18 protein-coding genes are annotated in these 25,968 nt (G+C 63.9%); 6 read left to right on the top strand and 12 right to left on the bottom strand.

Annotation, left to right across the window (positions count from 1 at the left end):
• The first annotated feature begins 232 nt into the window (after positions 1-232).
• Positions 233-1,207, top strand: coding sequence for a replication initiator protein A (locus tag GZH79_RS05295; protein WP_211642711.1), 975 nt, complete (start codon positions 233-235; stop codon positions 1,205-1,207).
• A gap of 4 nt (positions 1,208-1,211) precedes the next feature.
• Here the strand turns inward: GZH79_RS05295 and GZH79_RS05300 are convergent, their stop codons facing one another.
• Entirely contained in the window at positions 1,212-2,321 is a 1,110-nt protein-coding gene (locus tag GZH79_RS05300; RefSeq protein ID WP_211642713.1) for a DUF2793 domain-containing protein, read from the bottom strand.
• A 183-nt stretch (positions 2,322-2,504) separates the two neighbouring features.
• On the opposite strand from GZH79_RS05300, the gene GZH79_RS05305 reads away from it, so the two are divergent.
• From GZH79_RS05305 to GZH79_RS05325, 5 genes are all read left to right on the top strand, one after another.
• Positions 2,505-3,671, top strand: coding sequence for a glycosyltransferase family 2 protein (locus tag GZH79_RS05305; RefSeq protein WP_211642715.1), 1,167 nt, complete (start codon positions 2,505-2,507; stop codon positions 3,669-3,671).
• 121 nt (positions 3,672-3,792) lie between these two features.
• Positions 3,793-4,914 carry a GDP-mannose 4,6-dehydratase gene (gene gmd / locus GZH79_RS05310; protein WP_211642717.1) on the top strand — a complete coding sequence of 374 codons (1,122 nt, stop codon included), beginning with the start codon at positions 3,793-3,795 and terminating at the stop codon, positions 4,912-4,914.
• Between the two features lie 4 nt (positions 4,915-4,918).
• Positions 4,919-5,887: a GDP-L-fucose synthase gene (locus GZH79_RS05315; protein WP_349291164.1), complete on the top strand. Its 969-nt coding sequence runs from the start codon at positions 4,919-4,921 to the stop codon at positions 5,885-5,887.
• A 204-nt stretch (positions 5,888-6,091) separates the two neighbouring features.
• Complete coding sequence (locus GZH79_RS05320; protein ID WP_211642719.1) at positions 6,092-7,507, top strand: mannose-1-phosphate guanylyltransferase/mannose-6-phosphate isomerase; 1,416 nt, start codon at positions 6,092-6,094, stop codon at positions 7,505-7,507.
• Between the two features lie 121 nt (positions 7,508-7,628).
• Entirely contained in the window at positions 7,629-8,228 is a 600-nt protein-coding gene (locus tag GZH79_RS05325) for a helix-turn-helix transcriptional regulator (protein ID WP_211642725.1), read from the top strand.
• Between the two features lie 9 nt (positions 8,229-8,237).
• Here the strand turns inward: GZH79_RS05325 and GZH79_RS05330 are convergent, their stop codons facing one another.
• From GZH79_RS05330 to GZH79_RS05380, 11 genes are all read right to left on the bottom strand, one after another.
• Complete coding sequence (locus GZH79_RS05330; protein ID WP_211642727.1) at positions 8,238-10,004, bottom strand: pilus assembly protein TadG-related protein; 1,767 nt, start codon at positions 10,002-10,004, stop codon at positions 8,238-8,240.
• Complete coding sequence (locus tag GZH79_RS05335) at positions 9,991-10,518, bottom strand: TadE/TadG family type IV pilus assembly protein (RefSeq protein WP_283094786.1); 528 nt, start codon at positions 10,516-10,518, stop codon at positions 9,991-9,993. Before GZH79_RS05335 ends, GZH79_RS05330 begins: the two co-directional genes overlap by 14 nt.
• Positions 10,437-11,396, bottom strand: a complete 960-nt coding sequence (locus GZH79_RS05340) for a type II secretion system F family protein (RefSeq protein ID WP_211642731.1) — start codon at positions 11,394-11,396, stop codon at positions 10,437-10,439. Before GZH79_RS05340 ends, GZH79_RS05335 begins: the two co-directional genes overlap by 82 nt.
• Entirely contained in the window at positions 11,389-12,348 is a 960-nt protein-coding gene (locus GZH79_RS05345; protein ID WP_211642734.1) for a type II secretion system F family protein, read from the bottom strand. The genes GZH79_RS05340 and GZH79_RS05345 overlap by 8 nt, the downstream gene beginning before the upstream one ends.
• Before the next feature lie 4 nt (positions 12,349-12,352).
• The gene (locus GZH79_RS05350) at positions 12,353-13,936 is read right to left on the bottom strand and encodes a CpaF family protein (protein ID WP_211642736.1); all 1,584 of its coding nucleotides are present in this window, start codon (positions 13,934-13,936) and stop codon (positions 12,353-12,355) included.
• A complete protein-coding gene (locus GZH79_RS05355; protein ID WP_211642738.1) occupies positions 13,933-15,117 on the bottom strand; it encodes a hypothetical protein in 1,185 nt (394 codons plus the stop codon). The genes GZH79_RS05350 and GZH79_RS05355 overlap by 4 nt, the downstream gene beginning before the upstream one ends.
• A gap of 112 nt (positions 15,118-15,229) precedes the next feature.
• Complete coding sequence (locus tag GZH79_RS05360; protein WP_211642745.1) at positions 15,230-15,439, bottom strand: Flp family type IVb pilin; 210 nt, start codon at positions 15,437-15,439, stop codon at positions 15,230-15,232.
• A gap of 323 nt (positions 15,440-15,762) precedes the next feature.
• Positions 15,763-16,836: a hypothetical protein gene (locus tag GZH79_RS05365; RefSeq protein ID WP_211642747.1), complete on the bottom strand. Its 1,074-nt coding sequence runs from the start codon at positions 16,834-16,836 to the stop codon at positions 15,763-15,765.
• Positions 16,829-20,506 (bottom strand): glycosyltransferase, encoded by a 3,678-nt coding sequence (locus GZH79_RS05370; RefSeq protein WP_211642755.1) that lies wholly within the window; start codon positions 20,504-20,506, stop codon positions 16,829-16,831. The genes GZH79_RS05365 and GZH79_RS05370 overlap by 8 nt, the downstream gene beginning before the upstream one ends.
• A 657-nt stretch (positions 20,507-21,163) precedes the next feature.
• Positions 21,164-21,547, bottom strand: a complete 384-nt coding sequence (locus tag GZH79_RS05375) for a response regulator (RefSeq protein ID WP_211642757.1) — start codon at positions 21,545-21,547, stop codon at positions 21,164-21,166.
• 5 nt (positions 21,548-21,552) lie between these two features.
• Positions 21,553-25,899 (bottom strand): chemotaxis protein CheB, encoded by a 4,347-nt coding sequence (locus tag GZH79_RS05380; protein WP_211642759.1) that lies wholly within the window; start codon positions 25,897-25,899, stop codon positions 21,553-21,555.
• Positions 25,900-25,968 lie beyond the last annotated feature (69 nt).

A 25,968-nucleotide genomic window follows, 5' to 3' on the forward strand; every position in this document is an offset into this window, starting at 1 on the left:
ATGGGATCAAGGTTGTTCGTCAAATAGCTGATTTTGAACGCGGAAATGCGTCACCAAAACACCAGTGCGACTCTGATACCCCGATGGGGCGAATCTGAAACCCCGCTGCCGCGACTCTGATCCGACGTTCACGGGCGTTTACAGCGGGCTGTGGATAACTTTAGGGTGTCACTGAAACCCCGAAGCGGGATTCTCCGGCAACGACCGGAAAAGCAGGACAGGCAAAAGACCCATGAGCACGGCTTCACCCGCCGATTTCTTCGTGTGCGACATCTTTGATGCCGCCCCCAAGGGGGATCTGGGCACGATGGAACATCCGATGTTTTCGTTATCGACCCGGCCCGACCGGACGATCCGGCATTACATGCGCGGCGATACCACGATCACCGTGACACCGTCGGTCAGGGGGCGCGCGACGATCCACGACAAGGACATCCTGATTTATTGCATCAGCCAGCTGATGGCGGCGCTGAACGCGGGCCGCGCGATTGCCCGCACCCTGACGCTGACCGCCCACGACCTGCTGACTGCGACCCAGCGCGATACCGGCGGCGACAGCTACACCCGGCTGCGCGACGGGTTCGAGCGGCTGGCCGGCACCCGGATCACCACCAACATCGTCACCGGCGATCTGGAAACCACCACCGGGTTTGGCCTGATCGAAAGCTGGGAGATCGTGCGCAAGTCACGCGGCGGGCGCATGGTCAGTGTGCGGGTCACACTGTCGGACTGGCTGTTCCGGGCGGTCACCTCGAAATCGGTGCTGACGCTGTCACGCGATTACTTCAGCCTGCGCAAACCGCTGGAACGCCGCATCTATGAGCTGGCCCGCAAACACTGCGGCCAGCAACGCACCTGGCGGGCCAGCGTGGCGACGCTGCATGAAAAGGCCGGATCGGATGCGCCCCTGCGGGTGTTTCGTGCGGCCTTGCGCCGGATGATCGTGGCCGACCTGCTGCCAGATTACACGCTGGAAGAAGAATCCGGCGATCTGATCCGCGTCACCCGGCGCGGGGTCGGGGTGGATCAGGCGGGGATCACGCTCAAGCCCCAGACCATGGATGCTGCCCGCGCGCTGGCGCCGGGGATGGATGTTTATGCCCTGGAATCCGAATGGCGTGATTTTTGGGTGTCCAGTGGCCGCCCCGCGCTGCGCTCGGCGGATGCGGCCTATCTGGGATGGCTCAAGGGCCGCATCGCCCGTTAAGCGATCAGCGGTAATGTTCCACGATCAGGATGGATTCACCCGCCGTCATCACCATCGGGCCAAGGATGTCGCTGGCCTTTTGTGATTGCAGCGTGATTACGTCGCCCGCGGCGACGTCCAGCCAGCGGCTGATGGCACTGGTGCCGGTCCGGTGGCCGCTCCAACTGCGCGCATAGGATGACTGCCCAATGCCGGGAAACCGGGTGCCGTTGACCGCAACCGACAGATTGAACGCCACCCGCTGCAATGTGCCGCCATCCCCTGTGACCTGCCCATGGATCCGCACACGTCCTGCCTGCAGGCATTGGATGCCATCACCCAAGCGTGCAAAGACCGCCGTGTCGTGCATGTCAGCGACCCCGTTCATCGGCACATCCGCAAAGTCGAGCGACAGCAGATCGGTCGTGGTGTCGGTATTGCGCAACTGGCACAGCGCGGGGGGCTGCGGGCCAGTGGCCACCACAGGCGTCGCGGGCAGCGTCACGGCCCCGGTGGCCGCATCGATGCGCAGTGCTTCGACAAAGCTGGGGCCATCCGCACTGACCTTGATTGCGAAATCGTCGTTGCCTGCCAGCCCCATTTCCGCCCGGCCCGACCAGCCCGACTGGAACAGCAGGCTGGCGGTATCGATGGCGGTGGCCTTGTTGACCTTTAACTGGTGGCCCGCACCCGCATGGGTCAGCAGCGTGGCGTCCGACGCGACGACCAGACGGTTGGTCTCGTCGGATGCGGCGTTCACACCGACGCCCGCCAGATTGTCCAGATCGGGGGGGCCGCCGATCCGGTCCCAGCCCGCACCGGTGTTGACCCGCAGCATGCCGCCCGCCCGGTCCCACAGCCGCCAGCCGATCGCCGGGGTCACGAACAGCCAGCCACCACCGGCAAAGGCTGCGATTTGCCCATCGTGTCCGGCCCAGACCCCGGTGGGGGCGGTGCCCAGATGCCAGCAGGCGCCCTCTGCCGGGGCTGCGGGCGGCAGGACGGCGTCGAACGCTTCGAGTGTGCCCTGAACGATCAGGTCCAGCCGTTCGAGGGCTTCGTTATGGGTCACGTGTTTTTGCGCCTGTGCGGCTTCCAGAAACGGAAGATCAAGGCGGGGGGAAAAGGTGGTCATGCGCGCAGGCTCCGGTGATTGGGGATCGCGCGATGATGTCCCGCGTCACAGTGAACGGGGTCTGACCGCAGCGTGCGCTGCATGGGGCGGGATCGCAACGGTCGCGGGTAGCGCAGACCTTGACCCCGCAACCTGCATCCGACATCGGTGAAGACCATCGCACTGCAGATCACAGGATGCCCCATGACCCCGCGAAAACTGGCCGTCTGCGCGATCTGCCGCAATGAACGGGACTATGTCGTGGAATGGATTGCCCATTACCGCGCGCTGGGGTTCCAGACGATCCACATCTACGACAACCACAGCGATGACGGCACCAGCGAACTTTTAGCTGCATTGCACGATCTGGGGGTGATCCACCGCACGTTCTGGCCGCGTCGCCCGGCCGTGCCGCCGCAGCGGGATGCCTACAATCATTTTCTAGAAACGCATGCCCGCGACCACGACTACGTGCTGGTCTGCGATCTGGACGAATTCCTGATTTTCGATGCTGGATTGGACGTGAACGGCTTTTTGGATCGGGCCGAGGCGCGGCACGGAGCAGTGGGGGCGATCGCCATTCCTTGGCTGATCTTCGGGTCGAGCGGGCAGGAGGTCCAGACACCAGGGTTGGTGCTGGACCGCTTTCGCATGGCAGCAGACCGCACGGCGGCGGATGTGAAAACGATATTCAACCCACGCTGCACCTACAGCTTTCGCACCCATATCGCCGATCTGGTGCAGGGGGCCTATATAGACAGCGCCCTGCGGCCCTATGTCCGCGATCCCGCCATGCCTATCCGGATGGCGGCCCCTATGCCGGGGCTGGCGCGGATCCATCACTATTATACCAAGTCACGCGCCGAATGGGATCGCCGGGCGCAACTGCCAAAGGCGGATCGGCCGACGCAGGAATTGCGCCGGGCAGAAACCTTCGAGGCGCATCACCGCTATACCAACCGGGTCGATGCCGCTGACCGCGTTCTGCCCGCCGTCCGGGCTAGGATCTCCGGGATCGACAATGCCCTGACCGACCGTTTTGCCGGGTTCGATGCCATCACGATCACGGCCGCCTATGGCGACTGGGGGCGATTCTTTGGTCTGCTGCATGACGTGCCCGAAGGCGCCAGTCCCAGGGTGCGTATCGTGGGCGAAGGGGAGGTCGCCGCCGAATATCAGGTGCCTGCCTATCCCACAGGCCAGCCGGGGGTCCACTGGTTCAGCTTTCGGCGCAAGTGGAAGCCGCGGTTCGGCCGGTCGGTCCTGTCGGTCGTGGGGGCCATACCATCCACCCGCATCAACCTGCGGATTCTGGCCGACGGGGTAGCGCCGCGCACGACCTTTGATCTGGACAGTTTGATCCGCCGCTGAACGGGTATGGGGCATGATTTGTGCCCTTAAACCCGCACCTAGTGCACTGCCGTTCCACCGTGTCTTGTCGTGGCCACCGTCCGCGCCATAAGTGTCTCGGCACGACAAAAGGGGCGGCAGCATGACAAAACGGGCTTTGATTACCGGCGTGACCGGACAGGACGGCAGCTATCTGGCCGAATTCCTGCTTGACCGCGGATACGAGGTGCATGGCATCAAGCGCCGCGCGTCGCTGTTCAACACGGGCCGGGTCGATCACATCTATCAGGACCCCCATACCGACAACCAGCGGTTCCAGCTGCATTACGGCGACCTGACCGACAGTTCCAACCTGACCCGCATCATCAGCGAAGTGCAGCCCGACGAGGTCTATAACCTGGGCGCGCAGAGCCACGTCGCCGTCAGCTTTGAGGCGCCCGAATACACGGCGGATGTCGATGGCATGGGCACCCTGCGCCTGCTGGAAGCGATCCGCTTTCTGGGGCTGGAAAAAAAGACCCGATTTTATCAGGCATCCACGTCCGAACTTTATGGTCTGGTGCAGGAAACACCGCAGACCGAAACCACGCCGTTCCATCCCCGTAGCCCCTATGCGGTCGCCAAGATGTATGCCTATTGGATCACCGTGAACTACCGCGAAGCCTACGATATGTTTGCCTGCAACGGCATCTTGTTCAACCACGAAAGCCCGCGTCGGGGCGAGACGTTCGTGACGCGCAAGATCACCCGGGGCCTCGCCAATATCGCCATGGGACTGGAGGAATGCCTGTTCATGGGTAACATCGATAGTCTGCGCGACTGGGGCCATGCCCGCGATTATGTCCGCATGCAGTGGATGATGCTGCAACAGGACAGGCCAGAGGATTACGTCATCGCCACCGGTGTGCAGTATTCCGTGCGCGATTTCATCACGTGGTCGGCTGCTGAAATGGGCGTCTCGCTTGCATTCACCGGCACCGGCGTGGACGAGATCGCGACCATCACGGACGTGGCCGGCGATCTGGCCCCGCATATTGCGGTGGGCGATATCGTCATGCGGATCGACCCGCGCTATTTCCGCCCCGCAGAGGTTGAAACCCTGCTGGGCAACCCCGCCAAGGCGAAAAAGAACCTGGGCTGGACACCCGAGATCACGGCGCAGGAGATGTGCGCCGAAATGGTCCGCGAAGACCTCAAATCTGCGCGCCGCCACGCCCTGCTGAAAACCCACGGTCTGGACCTGCCGGTCAGCTTGGAGGGTTAGGGCTGTGCGCATCTACATCGCGGGCCATCGCGGCATGGTGGGGGGGGCGATCCTGCGGCAGTTGGCGGCGCGGGGCACGGATGAGCTGATCACCCGCTCCAGTGCCGAACTGGACCTGACAGATCAGCGCGCGGTGGCCGATTTCATGGCGGTGGAAAAACCCGATGCGGTGATCCTTGCGGCGGCACGCGTGGGTGGGATCATCGCCAACAACACCTATCCGGCGCAGTTCATCTATGAAAACCTGATGATGGAATGCAATGTCATCCATCAGGCCCATGCGCAGGGTGTGCAGCACCTGCTGCAACTGGGATCAAGCTGCATCTATCCGCGCGCGGCCCCGCAGCCGATGGCCGAAGACGCGCTGCTGACTGGCCCGCTGGAACCCACCAACGAACCCTATGCCGTGGCCAAGATCGCGGGCATCAAGCTGTGTGAAAGCTACAACCGGCAGTATGGCCGCGACTATCGGTCGGTGATGCCCACGAATTTGTATGGTCCGGGCGACAATTTTCACCCCGAAAATTCCCATGTGCTGCCCGCGATGATCTTGCGGTTCCATGCCGCCAAACAGGCGGGCGATGCGTCCGTCACCATCTGGGGGTCTGGCACGCCGATGCGCGAATTCCTGCATGTGGACGACATGGCGGCGGCGTCGCTGTTCGTGATGGATCTGGACCGGGGGCGCTATGAGGCGGAGACCGAACCGATGCTGAGCCATATCAACGTGGGCACTGGGCAGGACGTCACCATTCTGGAACTGGCGCAAATGGTGGCGGCGGCTGTGGGGTATCAGGGCGCGATCCTGACCGATCCCAGCCGCCCCAATGGCGCGCCCCGCAAGCTGATGGATGTGTCACGGCTGGCCCGGATGGGCTGGACCGCGCGGATCGGGCTGGCCGAGGGCATTGCGCAGACCTATGCGTGGTATCTGGACCAGCTGGACGCCGGGACGGCCGTGCGCGCCAAGTAGGACAGGTGCCTCCGGCGGGAGTATTTGGGGCAAGATGATGCGGGCCGGGTATCATCAATGACCGATGAGGGCCTTTAGCGGGCGTATTTCGAAGAAAGCGAGGTGCGGGGACTATCCCGGCCTCGTCGAAAAGAACAGATTGCGGCATCGTGATGCCATGTTTTGCCAGTAGGCTGGCGCAAAGAATATGATGAGGTTTCCCCGATGATCACTCCGGTCTTGTTGTGCGGTGGGGCGGGCACGCGGCTGTGGCCGCTGTCGCGCAAGAGCTATCCCAAGCAGTTTTCACCGCTGATGGGCGATGAAAGCCTGTTTCAGGCCAGCGCCCGCCGTCTGGCCGGGGACGGCTATGCAGCCCCCGTCGTCGTGACCGCCGATGCGTTCCGGTTCATCGTCACCGAACAATTGGCCGAAGCGGAGATCGCCCCCGGTGCGGTGCTGATCGAACCGATGGGCCGCGATACCGCCCCTGCTGTGCTGGCCGCCGCCCTGCATCTGTTCGCGGCCGACCCCGACGGTGTGATGCTGGTGGCCCCGTCCGATCACGTGATCCCCGATGCCGATGCGTTCAACGCGACGGTGCAGGCGGCCCTGCCTGCGGCGCGCAACGGGCGGCTGGTGACATTCGGGATCGGGCCTGACCGGGCGGAAACAGGTTACGGTTATCTGGAACTGGCGGCGAAACCTGTCGGTGCTGATCCCGTGCCGCTGCCGCTGAAGGCCTTTGTCGAAAAGCCCGATGCCGCCACCGCACAGGACATGCTGGATGCGGGCCGCTATCTGTGGAACGCGGGGATCTTTTTGTTTTCGGTGCGCGCCATCGTCGCGGCCTATACCCGTTTTGCCCCCGACATGGTGACGGCGGTGCAGGCCGCACTGGACGGGGCAAAATCCGATCTGGGGTTCACCCGGCTGGCCGCGACCCATTGGGAACAGGCCGCTGCGATTTCGATCGACTACGCCGTCATGGAAAAGGCGGATAACCTGTCGGTCGTGCCCTACGGCGGGCGCTGGTCCGATCTGGGCGACTGGGCCGCGGTCTGGCGCGAGACGCAGGACGGGGGCCTGTCGCTGTCCGGCCCCGCCACGGCGCTGGATTGCGACAATACCCTGCTGCGATCAGAGGTCGAAGGTCAGGCCATCGTCGGCATCGGCCTGTCGGACATCGTGGCCATCGCCATGCCCGACGCCGTGCTGATCGCCCACAAGGACCGCACGCAGGACGTCAAGCAGGCGGTCGCGGAGCTGAAACGCAAGAAAGCCCCGCAGGCCGAAGCGTTCCCCAAGGATCACCGCCCCTGGGGCTGGTTCGAAAGCCTGGTCGTGGGCGAGCGGTTTCAGGTCAAACGCATCGTGGTCCACCCCGGTGCGGCGCTGAGCCTGCAAAGCCATCACCACCGGTCCGAGCACTGGATCGTCGTGCAGGGCACGGCAAAGGTGACGGTGGACGACGCGGTGCAACTGATTTCCGAAAACCAGTCGGTCTATATTCCGCTGGGGGCCGTGCACCGAATGGAAAACCCCGGCAAGGTGCCGATGGTCCTGATTGAAGTGCAGACCGGCAGCTATCTGGGCGAAGACGACATCATCCGCTACGAAGACGTCTATGCCCGCGAGTGACGTCGACATAAACCGGATCATCCTTACGGTGGTATGACGGTCGATCCGTGCAGGGGCATAAATCGGCCATATTCCTTGGCGACAAAGACGGTCACGTCTGTTGTTATCAAGGATAAGTCGCATGTCCCGGTATTGGTTCATTGGTTCACTGGTTGTTACAGGCGTTGCCGCGCTGAAAACCGTTCTTGTCACCAGCTTTGTGCTGACGGCCGATCAGGTCGATATGGCCACGATCGGCGGGCTGTTCGTGCTGTTTGCCGCGATGACGGCGGGGGCGGGGTATATCGGTGTCACGCAGTTGCGGGGCTACATGATGGATCAGCGCCGCAAACGGGTCGCCCCCGGCGCCGGTGAACCCGTGGCCAAGGAAACGATCATCGCCCGCTGTGCGCAGGACTGGGCGCTGTCGCAGGCCGAAGCCGATGTCGCCATTTTCGTGGCCAAGGGGTTTTCCAACAGCGAAATTGCCGAGATGCGCGGTTGCGCCATTTCCACGGTGAAATCTCAACTGGGCGCGATCTATACCAAATCGGGGCTGGGGTCGCGGTATCAGCTGATGGCCTTTGTCACGGACGAGGTCTGTTCGATGGCCAAGGTTGCCGATACACTGCGGCCTGCCGCCCGCCTTGAGACCCGCAAGGTGCTGCCGCTGGTCGGGCGTGCCCGCAGGTCCGCTGCCGTGGCACAGTCCGACACACCGCAGCAGCGCATCGCGGGCTGAACCGGGGAATTATTGCACCAGCCGGATCAGCTCGCAATGATGGCCCGTCAGGGTCAACTCACCCTCGCCCAGTTGCAGCCCGGTGGGGGCCAGCACACCGTCGACAACCGCATCCAGCGGTCCAGTCAGCCCGGCCAGGATCTGTCCCGGTAGCGCGGCCATCACCGTGTCCAGCACCGGGGCCACCAGCGTGTCGACCAGCCCGGCGTCTTCTGGTTTGACGCGCAGTTCCAGATTACCCGGCGACAGCAGGTCCGCGATTGCGGTCGATGTCAGCTGCCCTGATCCGAACCCGGCACGGGTGCGCCCGGCCGCAACATCGGCGCGGGTAAAGGCGATGGTGTCGATGGCGGATTGGCCGACCGTGGCCGTGCTGCGCGCCTGCAGGGTAATGCCGGACACCACCAGATCGGGCAGCAGCGGCAGTTCGATCCGGATCGTCAGGTCCAGCAGGTCCGCGAAATCAAGTGTTGCGGGATCGACGGGCACCCCTGCGGGCAGTGTGCCCAGATAAAGGGCCGCAACCGATGTGCCGTTGCCGGGATGCAGCGGTGTGTGGCTGGTGCGAAAGCGCGCCACCACATCGTCGGGATCTGATCCGGTGCAGCTGATCCGGTCCAGCGTGGCGGTCGATCCGGCCAGTTCCACGCGCAGTGGCAAATTGATCTGCGTGGCCGTCACGCCAATGTCCAGCGGGCCCAGCACATCGGGGGCCAGCGTCACATCGGCATTCAGCCGGGCGGCGGCGCGGTTCAGCGTGGTGTCCGCCTCTCCGATGGCGATCCAGCCCGATTGCGCGGGCGGCGCGCCCGATGCGATGTCGGCGGTGACGGATGTGACGCCGGGCACGGCAAGGTCCGTCGCCAGATCCAGCGTGGTGGCGGCCCCGCCGGTGGCCACCAGCCCGCGCAACAGATCCAGTGCAGAGGCGTCGAGCCCATCCAGAAATTCGATCACGGTCAGCCCCAGATCGGTATCCGCGCCGCTGATCAGGTCCGTCATCGCAAACCCTTGGGCACGGGCGGCATTTGCCACCGGGTCAAGTGCGGCAGCGGCGGGGTCGGGGACCAGTTCGCGCAGGGCGGCCAGTGCCCGGTCATCGGTGGTCGTGCCGTCCAGAATGGCCGCCGGATTGGCATTGGTGCCGGTGTCGATGCCCACCACCAGATCACCGACGCGCAGCCGGGCGCTGGCCAAGCTGTCGATATCGGCAGGCGTCAGGTTGGGATCGGTGCCGAACCGGCGCGCAATGGCAGTGTTCAGGTCCAGCGCATCCAGCCGTGCGATATGGCTCGTCAGCGAAAAGCTGGCGGCCCCGGTCCGTGTGGCGGTGGCGCGCCCGGTGACCGGCACCTGTGTCGCATCGGTGAAGATCTGCGCGAAATACAGCGGGGCCGCATCGGACAGCGTGACCGCGACCGCATTGATGCGGGGGTGTCCCGTGGGCAGGGGCATAAAGCGGTCGGCAGGTGCGATGGCAGGATTGCGCCGGAACCGACCCGTCTGCAGGTCCTGCAAGGTATCGGTCGCGCGCCCGTTGCGCCCCAGTGCGGTATCGGCGCGGATCTGCGCTGCGGCTGTGTCGGTCATGACGCTGATCGCGGTCAGGTCGCTGGTCGCCTGCAGTTGCGCGCGTTCGCGGTAAAGCGCGCCGATATCCACGCCAAAAGCCACAAAGCCCATCAGCACGGTCATGAGCAGCCCCACCACGACGGCGACGGCGCCGTCCTCATTCCGCGCGAAACGGGTGGGCCAGGTGGCGTTAATAAGCGACATAGGCGCGCCCCGCGATATCGCTGATCCCCAGCCGCAGAAACCCGTTGGCAAGGTCCAGCAGGGACCCGTCGATGGCATAGGTCACATCGACGGTGATGCTGCGGATGCCCGTATCCGACACTTGCACGACGGGGGTGATCGCGGATTGGGTCAGCAGCGGATAATGAGTGCTGGCGGCATCCAGATAATCCTGCGCCAGTGCCGTGCGTTCGGTGCTGTCCAGCCCCGCGACGGACACCCGCGCCGCACTGCTGGCCAGTTGATGCACCGAATGGCTGAGCGTCAGAAAATAGCCCACGGTGACGATCCCGAACAGCAGCGCAAACAGGATCGGTGCGATCAGCACGAATTCGATGGCGACCGCCCCGTCACGGCTGCGCGCAAATGAGCCTATCCAGCGTTTCAGAGACTGTTTTTTAAGGTGGGAAATGGTCAGCCTCCGCTCATGATGTTGTCGATGATGTTCAGTACGGCGGGGCCCAGCAGCACCACGAAAACGGCTGGCATGATGCAAAAGATCAGCGGCAGGGTCATCAGGACGGGCAGGCGTGCGGCCTGTTCTTCGACCGCCATCAGCCGATTGGCGCGTTGTTCGACGATCAGCGTCCGCATCGCGCGGGCAAAGGGTGTGCCATAGGTGTCGGACTGGTCCAGCGTCTGCAGGAACACGGCCACCTCTGGCAGGGGGATGCGCGCGGCAAAGCGGTCGTAAGCGCTGCGCCGGTCGTTTGTCATGCTCATTTCAGACACCATCTGCAGCACGTCGCGGGCCAGTTCCGGCTGGGTCAGGGCCAGTTCGCGTGCAACCCTGTGCAGGGCAGGTTGCGGTCCCAGACCCGCCTCTGACGAGATCACAAGCAGTTCCAGCATGTCGGGAAAGCCTGCCCTGATCCGGGCCAGCCGGGCACGGCGGCGCTGGTCGATGAAGATATCGACGCCCTTGGACAGGGCTAGCGCCACCGCGACCACCAGCCCGCCGGGCAGGATCATCGCGGTGCCGCGCGGCCCGTCCAGCCACAGCCATATCCCGCCCAGAATGACGGCGGAGGCAGGCAGCACGGTTTTCAAAAAGGCATAGATCAGCAGCGCGTCGCGCCCGCGATACCCCGCCGATGCCAGTTCGGCTGCGGTTTCGCGCGCCTCGCCGCCCATGATCGCGGCCAGTCGTTCGCCGGTCAGCAGCACGATGCGCCGCAGGTGCGCGCCGCTGGCGGACGGGGTGCCATCGTGACTGCGGCCGCGGCGCTGCGGTCCGGTGCCGGTGGCCCGTTGCAGCCGCGTCGCGGTGCGCGCGCGCAGCACCTCTGCCCGCATCAGCGCGCCAAGGGCGGCGAGGGCGACCGCGAGACCGGCAAAGGCCAGCCAGAATGCAGGGGTCATCGCGTCAGACATTCAGCTTGCCCATCCGCACCATGGTGAAAATCCCCAGACCGATGCTGGACACGGCGATCACGGCCATCACCTGACCGCGCGGATCGGTGAACAGCGGGGCCAGATAGGCGGGGTTCAAAAACCCGATCAGCAGACCCACGGCAAAGGGCAGGGATGCCAGAATGACCGCACTGGCGCGCGCTTCCGATGACAGGGCGCGGGCCTTGCGGCGCAACTGGCGACGGTCGCGCAACTGGGCGGCCAGATTTTCCATCGTTTCGATCAGGTTGCCGCCGGTTTCGGTCTGCAGGGCGGTGGCCACGGCAAAGAACGACACCTCGGGCGTGGGGATGCGCTGGCCCAGACGGTGCAGGGTGTCGGGCAGGCTGGCGCCCATCCGCATGGCATCGCGCGCCCGGGTGAATTCACGCAGGATCGGCGCGCCGCCGGTGCCTGTTTCGACCACGATGGTCAGTGAATCCGTAACCGGGCGCCCGGCCCGCAGCCCGCGTGCAAAGACATCCAGCGCCTCTGGCAGATCGGCGGTGAAATCCTTGATATAGCGGGCATGGGCTATCCGCAGGATCAGGGCCCCCAGCAGCACCGGCACGGCCAGCGCCAGCGGCAGGGCGATCAGCGGATGCAGCCCCAGCGCCAGCACGCCGGCGGCATAGACCCCGACGGCGGCCAGCATCATCCGGATCATCGCGTCCCGCATACCCAGATGCAGGCCCGCGCGGGCGATCCGGTTGGCCAGTTGCGCGCTGAGCGCGCCCTGCGGTGCGGCGGGGGCGGTTTTGCGCGGCACGGCCACCTGCGCTGTGTCGATCTGCAGGGTGCCGGTGTCGGGGTGCGCCCGGTCCAGCCGGGCCAGATGCCGGCGGCGGATGCGATCGGCCATGATGACGGCGACCAGCGCCAGCGCCGCATAGACCACAAAGCCCGCAAGAAATGTCACGATGACAAACGGCATGGCGTCAGCCCCCCAGCACCGCGTCAAGATCGGCGGCCACACCGTAATCGGCGGCGCGGGCGGCAAATTTGGGACGATAGCCCGAATAGACATAGCGCCCCTTGACCTGCGTGCGGGTGCTGGTGGCATCGGGGACGAAGGCGAACAGTTCCTGCAGGGTGATCGCGTCGCCTTCCAGCCCTGCGATTTCGGAAATGGAGGTGATGCGCCGCTTGCCGTCGCGCATCCGGCTGACCTGCACGATCAGTTGCACCGCATCGACCAGCTGGCGGCGCACCACACCGCCACCCGGCGCGAACCCGGCAAGGGCGGCCATGCTTTCGACGCGGGTCAGCGCCTCGCGCGGGGAATTGGCGTGCAGCGTCGACATCGACCCGTCGTGACCGGTGTTCATCGCCTGCATCAGGTCCAGCACCTCGTCGCCGCGGATTTCCCCGATGATGATCCGGTCGGGGCGCATCCGCAGGGCGTTGCGGACCAATGTGCGCATCGTGACCTCTCCGGTGCCTTCGACGTTGGGTGGGCGGGTCTCAAAACGGACCACATGGGGCTGCTGGAACCGCAGTTCCGCCGCGTCCTCGATGGTGACGACGCGTTCGCCTTCGGGGATGAATTGCGACATGGCGTTCATCAGGGTCGTCTTGCCCGACCCGGTGCCGCCTGAGACAAGGATGTTCAGCCGCAAAAAGGCCGCCAGTTCCAGAAAGCCCGCCATCTGTTCCGACAGGCTGCCGCCTGCCACCAGACGCGACAGCTGCACCGGCGCTGCGGGGAATTTGCGGATCGTGATGGTGGCCCCATCAATCGCCAGCGGCGGCACGGTCACATTGACCCGGCTGCCGTCCTTGAGCCGCGCATCAACCATCGGCTGTGCCTCGTCGATGCGGCGTCCGACGGCGGCGACAATCCGGGTGGCGATCGCCATGACATGGCCGTTGTCACGGAACCGCAGGCTGGTCAGTTCCAGCTTGCCGCCGCGTTCGACAAAGATCTGGAACGGGCCGTTGACCATGATGTCGGTGATTTCGGGATCGGCCAGCAGCGGTTCCAGCGGGCCAAGACCCATCATGTCGGCCATGATCACGCCGACCAGATCGGTGATGTCCTGCCCGTTCAGCCGCAGTTTGCGGCGGTCCGCCAGCTTGGCGATGCTGTCGCGGATCATGCGGTCCTGATCGTCGCGTGACTGACCCGCCATGTCGGAAAAATCCAGCGTGTCGGACATGGCGCCGATGACCGCGTTGGACAGATCCATCAGGTCGGCACCGGCATTGGACGTGGCCATCGCAGGGGCTGCAGCGGCGGGGGCCGGATCGGGGTGGGCCACGGCGCGCAAGCTCGGCCGGGGCGCTTTGGCTGCGTCGTCGAGTGTTTGTCCCGCGTCTTCGGTCAGGGACCGGGTGGCGTCGGTCAGGATCTGGCGTTGCAGCGCCAGCGGCCAGACGACCTGTCCGTTGTCCAGCAGATGGGAAATCGCAGCATTGGCACGGTCCTGGTGATCCAGCCCTTCGGCATCGATGCGCCGGGCCAGATCCAGAACCTGCGCCACCGCGTCGCGCAGCGACGGTTGGGCCAGATGAAATGTCATCCGAACATCCGTTTCAGAATCGATCCACGCAGCGGTGCAGCGGGGCCGGGCTGTGTGACGGCCTGCGCCCATAGCGCGCGCACGGCGCGGGCATAGGGGGTGCGCGGTGCGGTATCGGTCAGTGCCGTGGCGCTGCGATGCGCCTGCATCACCGCCTTGTCGCAGCGCGGCAGGGTGGCTGCGATATCCTGACCGATGCTGCGCCCGATGTCGTGCGCGGTCAGGCCCGCATCGCGCCGCAGGTCCGACAGCACCGGTAGGATGCGCAGATCGGGGGTGTCTTCGCGCAGGGATTTGATCAGGCGGGCGGCGGCATTGACCCCGCCATACCCGCCCGGCACCACAAGGATCAGCGCATCCAGTGCCGCTGTCAGGGCTGGATCACGCAGCAGCAGGTTGCGGGGCAGGTCCAGCACGGTGGCGGCGAAATCGTTACGCAGCGCGCCGATCAGGCCGGGCAATCCGGCTTCCAGCGTGTCGGGGTCCTGAGAGATGCGGATATGATGGCTATACATCGCCAGTTGTGGACCCAGTTCGGCCATCGTGGCGGTCAGAAAGGTCGTATCGACCCGGTCGGGGCTGCGCAGCGCATCGACCAGACCGGGCGTGTCGTCGCGGTCCAGATCGATCGCCTGCGCACCGAACCGCAGATCGGCGTCGATCAATGCCGTGCGCAGGTTGTGGCCCTTGGGGTTGGCGGCATGGAACGCCAGATTGCGCGCCAGCAGGCTGGCGCCGACACCGCCGTTGCTGCCCGCGACACCGATACAGGGACGGCGGTGGACGGGGGCATCGGTATCGTTGGCGGCCGGGCGGTTTTGGATCGCAAGGATATCGTCAGCACTGACGGGAAAGGCGAAATATTCCAGCGCGCCGGCCTGCCGCAGCGCGCGGTAGGTGCCCAGATCGTCGGCCTGGCCCAGCACGATCACCTCTGCCCCGTTGGCGCGGATTTCGGTGACGCAGTCGCAGGCCATATCGACGGGAATGTTGCCCATTTCGGTCAGCAGGATGCGGGCAATGGGGGCACCCGAACACAGGCGCGCTGCACCGCTGAGCCCGCCGCCGCGCAGGTCGGCGTCACCGCCGCCGGATCGTTCCACAGCCGCACGGGCCACATCGGCACCTTGGTCGGTGCAGACATAGGCGGCAAGTGTAGAGCTCTGCTGGGAAGGGGTCATGGGCTGATCCTGGAAAGTAGTGGTCAAAATAAAGCGGGCCAAAATCGGTCGTTGGCAAAAAAGGAAAAGAACGGTGCGCGCAGAGGCCGACGCGCACCGCCTTGTCGCTGGATCAGCTTGTCGTTGCAGGTGTCGCCGCTTTCAGTTCCGTGCTGATTGCGGTGAAACCGGCCTTTGTATCGGTGCCCAGCGTGGCGACGGTGCCGACGATCACGGCGCCGATCAGGGCGGCGAACAGGCCGTATTCGATGGCGGTTGCGCCGTCTTCGTCACGCACGAAAGTGCGGATGGTTTTGGCGATGATGCTGCGTGTCATGGTCATGGTGGTCTCTTTCGGGTTGGGAGGATCGGAAGTGATCCGGGATGCCCTCAATCTGACAGCCCCGCCGCCGGGTCGAAATCCGCCGATGGGGTGACGGGTCACGGCACCGTCCGACGTCAGACGGCGATCAGACCAAAGGATGATCGCAGTCCGACCGTCGGATGATGAGAATGCGGCAGACCCGTGGCGCCGCAGCCAGACCAGGATCGGCCCCGGCCAAGGGTGCTATGGCAGGGAATGGCCGTGCGACACGCGCAGGCCCGCCGGCTGACTGGGAAGCGGGTTATTTCGATGGCATCCGAATCGTGATGAGAGGGGGCTTTTCAGGAAAAGATGCGCCGCTTGATCCGGTCGAACGCGGAATAAAGATACAGGCTGCCCTGTCCGCCATAGAACCGATGTGTCGCGGTCAGATCGCTGGATCGGGGCCGGGCGACAAAGGCCTGGATCTTGCGCCGGATCGCGGCCACGTCGTTGGCCTGCACGCAGTATTCGCGCAGATACCACGACAGGAATCGGTAGCGCCATGCCGCGTCGGGCGGGGCCGGGGCGGCGATGGCCCGTTCCAGCACCGCAAGGCTGCGGACCTGATGGGTCGCCGTGCCAAAATCTGAGGCGGCAAAACTGATCACGTCGCGACCCTGCAACAGCGCCTCGAACAGGACGCCGGAATTGGCACCCACGACCAGACACGCGCCCTCGATCAGCGTGTTGACCGAATCTGTCGAAACGGTGACATCGGATGCCTGATCCAGCCGGTCCAGCACGGTGGCGATCTTGGCGCTGCGACACAATGGGTGACGTTTGACGACCGTATGCAATCCGCGCGCCCGTGCGGCATGGATCGTCCGCTCAAGTGCGGCCAGCGGGTCGATCCAGGTGCCCTGTGCGACGGAATCCCATTCCATCTGCAACGGCACGAACAGATAGCCGGTATAGGCTGGTGGAACATAGGCGGGCTGGGGATATTTCGACTGGTTGTTGGCGCGCAGATCGCGCGCGACCCCGTCGACAAAGGCCTTGGCGCGGGACGTATCGATCCGGGCGATGGCGGGCATGAACCGTTCGGGATGACGCGCCAGTTCCGAGAAACAGGAATACCCCATCGAATCCATCGTGAAATACATCGGGATATAGGATTCCTTGCACCGCATCAGGTAGCCGTCAGACCCGTGCGAGTGAAAGCTGATGGCGAACTTGTCCGTGGTGGTCCGACGCGGTGCGCGTTCGGCCCCGCGCGGCAGCCAGACCGGATCGATCGTCACGTTCATTTCGGCCAGTGCCGACAGCAGGCCGGCATAGAACATTCTGTGCTGCGCGCCGTCGTTGGGGTTCATCAGCCACGCCTCAGGCACTTCCAGGGTGATGGGGCGGCGGGTTATCACGACATCAGGCATCGATGGCACCTTTGCTGTTGGGATGTTTGGCCGACATCATGATTTTGTGCGCGAGGCGACTGAGTGGGCCACGCCCCTCACGGTCCTGCACGTAGAACCGCTGCGCGCCGTCCGCGCGCAGATTGGCGAATGTCAGACGGACCAGTTGGGGTCTGCGTCCGGCCCAATGGGTCAATGCAAAGGCTGCGGGGTTCGTCCAGAACTGCCGCGCCAGCCTGCGCTTGCCACCCATCAGGTAACCGGCCGTCACCAGCGGCACGAAGGTCCAGCGCCGCCATGCCAGAACGCCATAACCCACCGTGCCCGGGCGCGTGGCCGACTGGACTGGGCTGGGATAGGCCAGTTCACGGTATGTCTCGGTGGCAAGGTCGCATTCGGCCATATAAAGCGGACAGTCCGCAGATTCTTCCGCGCGCGGTGGAAACAGATCATCGCCGGTGGTGTTAAAATAGGTGCTGGCGATCCGGGCGTTGCCTTCTGCCGCGCGCCGCATGATCCGGTCCGACAGGGCGTCGGTCAGGAACCAGGGTCTCACCATCGGCAGGCCCCGCGTGCGGCGCCAGTCCAGCAGCCGGTCGGTCAGGGTGCCGACAAAGGCCAGATAGGTATTGGTCGTTTCGAAATCACGTAGGTTGTATTGCCGGATCAGTTCCACATGGCAGGCCGACAGGCTGGCCGCGTTGCCCCGGACCGCATCAAGGGGCGGCAGGTCACGGATCACCGGCAGATCGAGGGTGTCGGCAAAATCGGTCACGATATCCCAGTCGTGGCCCCGTCCCCTGTCGTAGCGGCGCACGTGCAGCGCCTGACGGGGCAAACACTCTTCCCACTCTTTCAGCAGGGCGTCGTAGTTCAGCAGATCCTGGGTGGCGGGGGCTGTGATCCAGTCGTCGAAAGGCAGTGCCTCGCGGCTGATCGCACCGCCCGCGACGAATTCGGCGTATTGCGCGTTGGCCCATTCATCCTGCCGCCGCAGATAGACGATCATCTCGACATCAAAATCTGGGAAGTGACGCGCCAGCACGGTGGAATCGGGGGCCAGAAAGAATGCCTCTGACGACAGAACGACCGTGTGGATGCGCCCCTGCATTGTGTCCAGACCCTGCAGGATATGACGACGCAGGGCCGCGCTGCCGCGCCGTGCCTCTGCCATAAAGCGGGCGTGACCAGCCTGCTTGTTGGGACGGTCGACCTGCCGTAGCAGGCCGACTTCGGGATACCAGACACCGGCGCGCAGCAGGGCGGGGCGGTTGTCGTCCAGCAGGTGCTGCAGGCTGGTGCTGCCGGTCTTGGTGGCGCCCAGATGGATGATCAGCCGGATGCGTTTGGCAGGCGATACGGCCCGCCCGGACGGGACGGTCACCCGTTCGTTGCGGGCATAGGCGTTCAGCGCGTCCTGCAGCATCTGGTCTACAGGGGTCAGCGGCACGTGCAGATAGATATCGTAAAGCAGGTCCGCCGGGACCGGGTTCATATCGCGAACCAGTGCGATCAGGTCGGTCCGTCCTGCCTGTGTTGCCGCCAGCAGCACCCCGTAGGCGCCGTGCTGGAAATGTCTTGCCGACAGTGACACTGGATCGCCGATCAGATCCTGCGGCCCCAGCCCCGTGCGATGCAGCGTCGCGGACAGTTTTGTCAGAAAGGTCGCTGTTTCTTTCGCACGGGTCGCGGTCTTCCATGCGAACCCGAAGAACAGGTAATGCAGAAACTGCGACACCTGAAACCGGGCCAGCCAGCGGTGCGGTGATCCCGGATCGAACGCGCCGTGATCGTCGAGCAGGGCGACGACATGGGCAAAGTTGTCGAGCTGGTCATGCACATCCGTCATTGTCTGGGTGCGGCGCACGGCGGATCCGGGCCTGATCCGGTAGACCACGCCGTTGCTGTCGCAGACGGACAGGCGCGGGTTGGCCAGATAGGCCTGCATCAGGAATGCCCGTTCCTCTCGGTAGGCGGTCCTGAACCGGATGGCGTTGCGGTTCAGAAAATCGCGCCGGTAAAGCCAGTTCCAAAAATGGCGCGAATGGGCAATCTTGGGATGATCCGCCGGGGTGGTATCGTGGGTTTCTTGGTCAAAAAACGTCTCTGTCACGTCGGCGCGCATCTGCAGGACGCTACCGTCGCGTGCCTCCACCTGTTCGTGGACCTTGCGGAACCGGACCATGTCCACACCGTCGGCGTCAGCCATGGCCACGATGCGGCCCAGATGGTCGGGGTCGGGCATGTAGTCGTCAGGGTCGATGAACAGCAGGTGCCGCCCGCGCGCCAGATCGATGCCCTGATTGCGCACGAAACCGGGGCCTGCGTTTTCTGTTCGGCTCACCAGCCGGAAACGGGGGTCTCGATCAGCATAAGCCTGCACGACCTCAGCTGACCGATCAGGACTGACATCGTCGATTGCGATGACCTCGTAATCCTGAAATCCCTGCTGCTGGATCGAGGTGAGGCACTCAGCGATGTAAGCTTCGACCCCGTGGACGGGGATGATGATGGACAAGGCCGGGTCCGTCGGGGCGAACAGCGGAATGGGCTGCACCGGCCGGTGGGCCACGATGTAGTCCAGCACGTCCTCAATCCGGGCAGGCACCGGACCGTTGGGCAGGTGATAGACAGTATACCAGATGTAGAACGCATGAAAAAATTCCGTCAGATCGCGGTGCCGATGCCGGTGTGGCACCGTCACGCGGTCGTCGGTCAACCCCCAGCCCGCGTAGCAGGGTGCGCCGAAACACACGACCCGCTTGCCCGCCAGCAGGGCCTCCAGCCCCATGCCGCTGGTGCCGACATAGACCGTGTCGACCAGATCGAACAGTTCGAACGGATTGACCGCATCGCGGATGATCCGCACCCGTCCCTGCGATGTCAGATGATCGAAATAGCCGCGCCGCGTGCCGTCTTTTGACCAGGCTAAATCGGGATGCGTCTTGACCAGGATTTCCGCATCGGGGTTTTCCGCGATGGCGGCGCGCAGCATCGCCTTGAAGGCATTCGGGCCTGTGCGCCCGTAAAACGTAGAGGCGTCGGCGAAATTCTGGTCCACCACCAGCACCCGCCGATCGTAGCCGGGGGACACCACCGGACGATAGAACGGCTGAGAGTTATACTTGGAAATCCGGTCCGCCACGATCCGGCGCATGGCCGCCTTTGCCCGGTCGCGCTCCTGCAGTGACAGGGTGAAATCGCCGTTCAGTTTCTCATCCAGCCGCGTTTCATAATCCGACATGTAATATTGCGCGCGGTCATCAAAGATATAACCCAGACAGGCCTGTGCGGGATCGCGCGAGGCCAGCGCCTCGGCCCAGCTGGTGGTCGAGGCCAGGAAACCCATCTCGAAAAAGAGGGCGGGATCGGCGGGTTTCACATGGGGCATCAGGGCGGTGGTGCTGGCATGCGACTGCCGCAGCGTGTCCAGCATCGCGCCATAGATCAGCATCGGCGCATCGCTGTCGATCCCTGGGGCGTCCAGCGCGATCATCTGAGGGAAGAGCCGTGACAGATTGGCGGAAAACCCGCTGTCCAGATTGTTTTGCGTGAACCCGATGCGGTGCGGTGCGATAGCCTTCGCCAGCAACTGGACGCGAAAATCGCCGCCGTCATCCTGTGGCGCGGGGTCCAGAAGACTGCGAAATGCCCTGCAGGATTTCGGTTGTCTGACGAAACGTGCGATCATGTTCATTCCCGATCGCGGTTCCAAGACCGTCGCGACCACCGGTCCGCACGCCCACATGCCGCACGAGGGACAGCACCCTTGCACCCCTATCAAGCAGACCTGTGTAACAGTCGAATGACGCAGGCTTCATCAGAGGCGGATCGCTATGGATCAATCGGGATCGGGATGTGGCACGGGTCTGATCGGCACTGCATTCCGATTGTCCCGTGGCGTATGGCGCTGCGTTGGGCGGGCCTCTGCAGGGACGTAAATGGGGTAACCGGTGACATGCTCGAGACGCTGGACGTGCCGCCAGATGCCTCTCAGCCGTTGGACCATTTTAGGCTGTCCGAGCATAAGTATTTCAGCAGACTTTTGGCTTTCGCGATATGAAAGACGCGTCTTGTCGGTTTTCAAAACAACAAGAAATCCCCTTCAACACCGCCTTTCCCTATATTGTCGTCATGGAAAACATGTTGCGTCGGTTTTCAAAGCAATAAGAAAAGCCGTCCATATTTCCAGACAAAGGTTGGGCGTCGCATCAGATAAGCCATGTAAATAAGGCGGGAGCGGCCATTTGGGCTGAACGGCACCGGGATTATCCATGATGTCGTCTGCGCAAAACGCTTTTGTCGGGATGTTGCCGGGTCTGGGATGCGGGAACAGCCCCCTGACCCGTTATCCGGCGTCGCTGCGGCGCAGGGTCAGCAGGGCGTCCCGGATTTCATGCGCGTGGTAGGGCTTGCTGAGAATAGGCGCGTCGAACCCGCTGGCGCGCAGATCGTCGGGTCCGTAACCCGAGGCGACGATGTAGGGGATATTGCGCGCCGCCAGCGCGTCCGCGATCGAAGAGGCGAACTGGCCAGCCAGATTGGCGTCAAGCACCACCGCGTCGATCCGGTGCGCCATTGTTTCAATCATCTGGGTGGCCTGTGGCACGGTCGCCGCAACGCCCACCACCCGATGGCCCAGATCCTCCAGGATGTCTTCGAGTTCCATCGCAAGGATCGTTTCGTCCTCGATCACCAAAACCCGCAGTGCGGATTGCCCCGTCTGTTTCATTAAGCCTACTCTGTGTTCTCGAGAAGAAACCGGACCTTCCAGTAGAAACCGTCTTCACGGTATTCAATCTGGGCTTCACCGTCCAGTTCGCGCGCGATGCCCTGCGCCAGCAGACGCGTCCCAAAGCCCTGACGCGTCGGGGGCGTTACCTTTGGGCCACCGCTTTCGATCCATTCAAAAACGACGCGTCCATCGTCGGTGATCTGCCATGTCACGTTCACATGACCTTCTGGACCCGACAGTGCACCGTGCTTGATCGCATTGGTGGCCAGCTCGTGCAGGGCCATGGCCAAGGCGATGGCCATGTCGGGTCCAAGCTTGACCTCTGGCCCCGAAATATCCGCCCGGCTGTCGTCTTCGTTGAACGTATCCAGCGCGGCCAGCACGATTTCCTTGAGGCAGGCCCCGCTCCACTCGCGGCGGGTCAGGATGTTGTGGGCCGTGGCAAGCGCGCCCACACGGTTCTGGAACGCCTCGTTGAACGTATCGACGTCCGAGGTGGAACGCTGGGTCTGCCGCGCGATCGACTGGATCACCGCCAGCATGTTCTTGACCCGGTGGTTCAGCTCGCTGATCAGCAGACGTTGCGATTCCTTCCAGCGGCGAAATTCGGTCACGTCGCGCACAAGGCCGGTGCCGCGCACGGCCTCTTCGTCCTCTGGCACCTGAAAATGTCCGGTGGCATGCACGGTCCGCACGCTCTTGTCCGGGCGCAGGACCGTGTATTCCAGATTGAACGGGCGCTTGTCGCGCAGGCAGGCCGTGATTTCGGCGCTGATGCGGTCGCGGTCGTCGGGGTGCACGCGTTCCATCCATGCGGCGACGTTGTCTTCGTCCTCGGACAGACCGATGATTTCGCGGCCACGGGTGTCCCAGTCGGCCTGACCGGTCCCGAAATCCCACGCGCCCCAGCCAAGCTGCGATGCTTCGGTCGCCAGTCGCAGCGCGTCACGGGCTTCGCGCAGGCGGTCTTCGCTGCGGTGCCGTTCGGTGACGTCGCCGGCCGCGCCGAACCATTCCGATATCGCGCCCTGCGCATCCAGCATCGGAATGGCGCGCGAAAAGGTCCAGCCGATCGATCCATCCGCCCGCCGCCCGCGGTGTTCGAATTCGAACGGTTCCTTGTTGCGGATCGCCTGATCGATGCGGGCCCGCACCTGCGGCTGATCCGCGGGCAGAATATATTGATCCGTCCAGTCGCCTGCGGCGGTGGTCGTTTCGGCCAGAAAACCGTCGCTGCGCAGTTCCAGCATCTCCGACCAGTCCGGCGTCATGCGGTAAAGCACGTCGGACGTCGCCCGGATCAGCGCCCTGAACCGTTCTTCGCTGTCGCGCAGCGCCTTTTCGGCGGCGGCCCGTTCCATCCGGGACCACAGCCTGTCCGCGACCGTGCGCAACAGTTCCGTGTCTGCCGTCGACCAGTCCCGTGGCCGGTCACAGGCGGCCGTCAGCGCGCCCAGCACGCGATCGTCCTTGACGATGGGCGCGGACATGAAGGACACGAACCCCAGATCCTTCAGGCTGGCCTGATCGTCCTGCGGCACAAGCGCCGATGTGCCGATGTCGTCCACCACAAGGCATTCACCCCGTTCCAGCACCTCTGCCGCCCATGAAAACTGCGCCAGTGCCTGACCGGGTGCGTCCGGGGGACGCGCGCGGGGGATGTCGATGCCACCCAGAATGGTGACACGCGCAGGCGTGTCCAGTTCGGTGTGGAACACCTGATCGATGGCCAGCCAATCGGCGAGCCTGTTGCAGGTCACGCTTTCGATATCCGCGGAATCGGTCAGTGCGCGCAGGGCATCGGTCAGCGCCAGCAGGAAATCCTTTTGCTCTTCGCTTTCGCGCAGGCGTTCGCTTGTTTCGCGCTGCGTGGTGACGTCGACAAAGGTGATGACGGCCCCTTCGATACGTTCGTCGATGGTCCTGTAGGGGCGCAGCCGCATGACAAGCCAGCGGCCTTCGCGTGTCCGCACCTCGCGTTCGGCGGGAATAAGATCGTTCAGGACCCGTTCGACGTCAGCCGATATCCCGTCATCGTCCAGACGGTGGGTGAAATCCGTGATCAACCGCCCCACATCCACATCGGTGATGTTGAACAGGTCGGCGACCCGCGGTGTGAACATCCTGATCCGCAGCTTGCGGTCCAGAAACAGCGTTCCGATATCGGTCGCGGCCACGATGTTCTTCAGGTCGCTGTGGGCCGATCCGATGCTTTCAAGCTTGCTTTTCAGCTCTGCATTGACGGTGCGCAGCTCCTCGTTCATCGACTGAAGCTCTTCTTTCGATGTCTCCAGTTCCTCTGACGCGGACCGGTATTCCTCGTTGATCGACTGCAATTCCTCGTTCGCGACCCGCAGATCCTGTATCGTCGTCTCGTGTTCGGCCCGCGACGCGGCCAACCGGGCTTCGGCGGTATCCAGGCTTTCGCGCAGATCCTGGATTTCGTCATGCGACACGTCTGTTGTCGGCATCTCGATTGCGCGCACCGGGCCGCCGTCCAGAATGACCACCAGCGCCTGTGCTGCGTAATCGGCGCCGTCTGCGATCACCGGGGCGACCTGCAGCATGATGCGGCGCTTGCCACCGTCGAATGCGACGGGAACGGGCGGTGTCAGCGTCGTCTTGCCGTCGTCCAGTGCCATCTGCAGGGCATTGCGCAGATCAAGCCGCAGTTCGGGCCGGACCATGTCGACGATATCGGTGCTGACCGGGCCGGCTGACGGCAGCAAAAAGCGCGCGGCCTTGGCCGAAAGATGCAGCGCCCGGTAGGTGCGGTCGACAAGGATGCTGGGGGGTGCCGCGGTTTCCAGGGCATTGATGTGCAGCGCGCCTGCCGATCGGTCGCGCTGCGGTTCGACATCGTGACGCGGGCGGCTGATGACCGGGGGGCGATGGGATTCGGGCATCCGCGACACGACCGGCGCGGTTTTCGCGGCCTGTTCGTTGGCCCTGTAAAGCCGCGCCTCGCGGTGGATCGGCGTGAACAGCGCGGGCGATGCATCGGCCGTTTCCGCCGATCCCAGAAACAACAGCCCGTTCTGTTTCAGCCCGTAAGCAAACAGGGCGCAGACTTCGGCCTGAAGCTGACGTTCCATGTAGATCAGCAGATTCCGGCACGATATCAGGTCCAGCCGCATGAACGGCGGGTCCTTCAACACGCTGTGCGAGGCAAAGAGCACCATATCGCGCACCTCGCTGTTGATGCGGTAGTGCAGGCCTTCCTTGCTGAAAAAGCGCGCCAGACGTTCTTCGCTGACGTCGGCCTCGATGCTTTTGGGGTAGCGGGCTTCGCGGGCGGTGGCCAAGGCGCCTTCGTCAAGGTCCGAGGCAAAGATCTGGAACGGCATCTTGACCTGGCGCCGTTCGCATTCTTCGAGCAGCAGGATCGCAAGGCTATAGGCCTCTTCGCCGGTGGCGCAGCCCACGACCCATGCGCGCAGTCCGTCGTCACCCGCCTTATCGAAAAGCGCGCTGATCCCTTCTTTTGCAAGAATGTCATAGGCGGATTCGTCGCGAAAGAACGACGTGACAGAGATCAGCAGATCGCCGAACAGTTCCTGTGCCTCTTCGGGGTTGGTGGTCAGATAATCGGCATAGGCCGTCATGCTGTCACTGCGCGTCACCTGCATCCGCCGGGCGACGCGGCGCATGACGCTGGCGCGTTTGTAGCTGGAAAAATCGTGGCCGGTGCGGGCATGCAGAAACCCCACGATCTGTTGCAGATGCCGGTGTGCCGTGTCCTGCGACAGCGATCGCACGGCTTCCTTGCTGTGCACGACCCCGACCATCCGTTCCACCAGACGCGGGATCGGTGCGACGATATCGACCACACCTGACGCGATGGCGCTGCGGGGCATCATCGGAAATTCGGCGTCAGAGGGGTCCTGGACCAGGATCACCCCGCCGCCTTCCTTGATGTCGCGCACACCAAGCGATCCGTCCGATCCCGCGCCCGACAGGATGATCGCCAGACCGTCGCCCCGGGCGGCGGCAACGGACCTGAAGAACATGTCGATGGGCGCACGGTGTCCGCGCGGGTCTGAAAAGGGCCGCGACGAAATGTGGGTCGGTTCCATCACGAGTTCACGGTCGGGCGAGATCACATAGACGCAATTCGGTTTGAGGGCAGGGGAATCGTTGACCTCGAAAACCTCCATCTGTGTCACAGTCGACAGGATCTCGCTCAGTGCGCTGGGTTGATCGGGTGCAAGATGGATGATGACCACATAGGCCAGTCCAAGATCTTCGGGAACGTGCCGAAAGAAATCCTTGAGCGCCTGCACCCCCCCCGCAGATGCGCCAATGGCACAAACCGGGACGATCAGCTGTTCTGGATCGCTCTTTGTCATGCACAGGCCTTCTGGTATCTTTCAAGACGGTAGGTGAACTGTGCCGCCTGTCCAGCCGTAGGCACAGCT

The sequence above is a fragment of the Loktanella sp. SALINAS62 genome (assembly GCF_018263905.1).
Lineage (GTDB): Bacteria > Pseudomonadota > Alphaproteobacteria > Rhodobacterales > Rhodobacteraceae > Loktanella.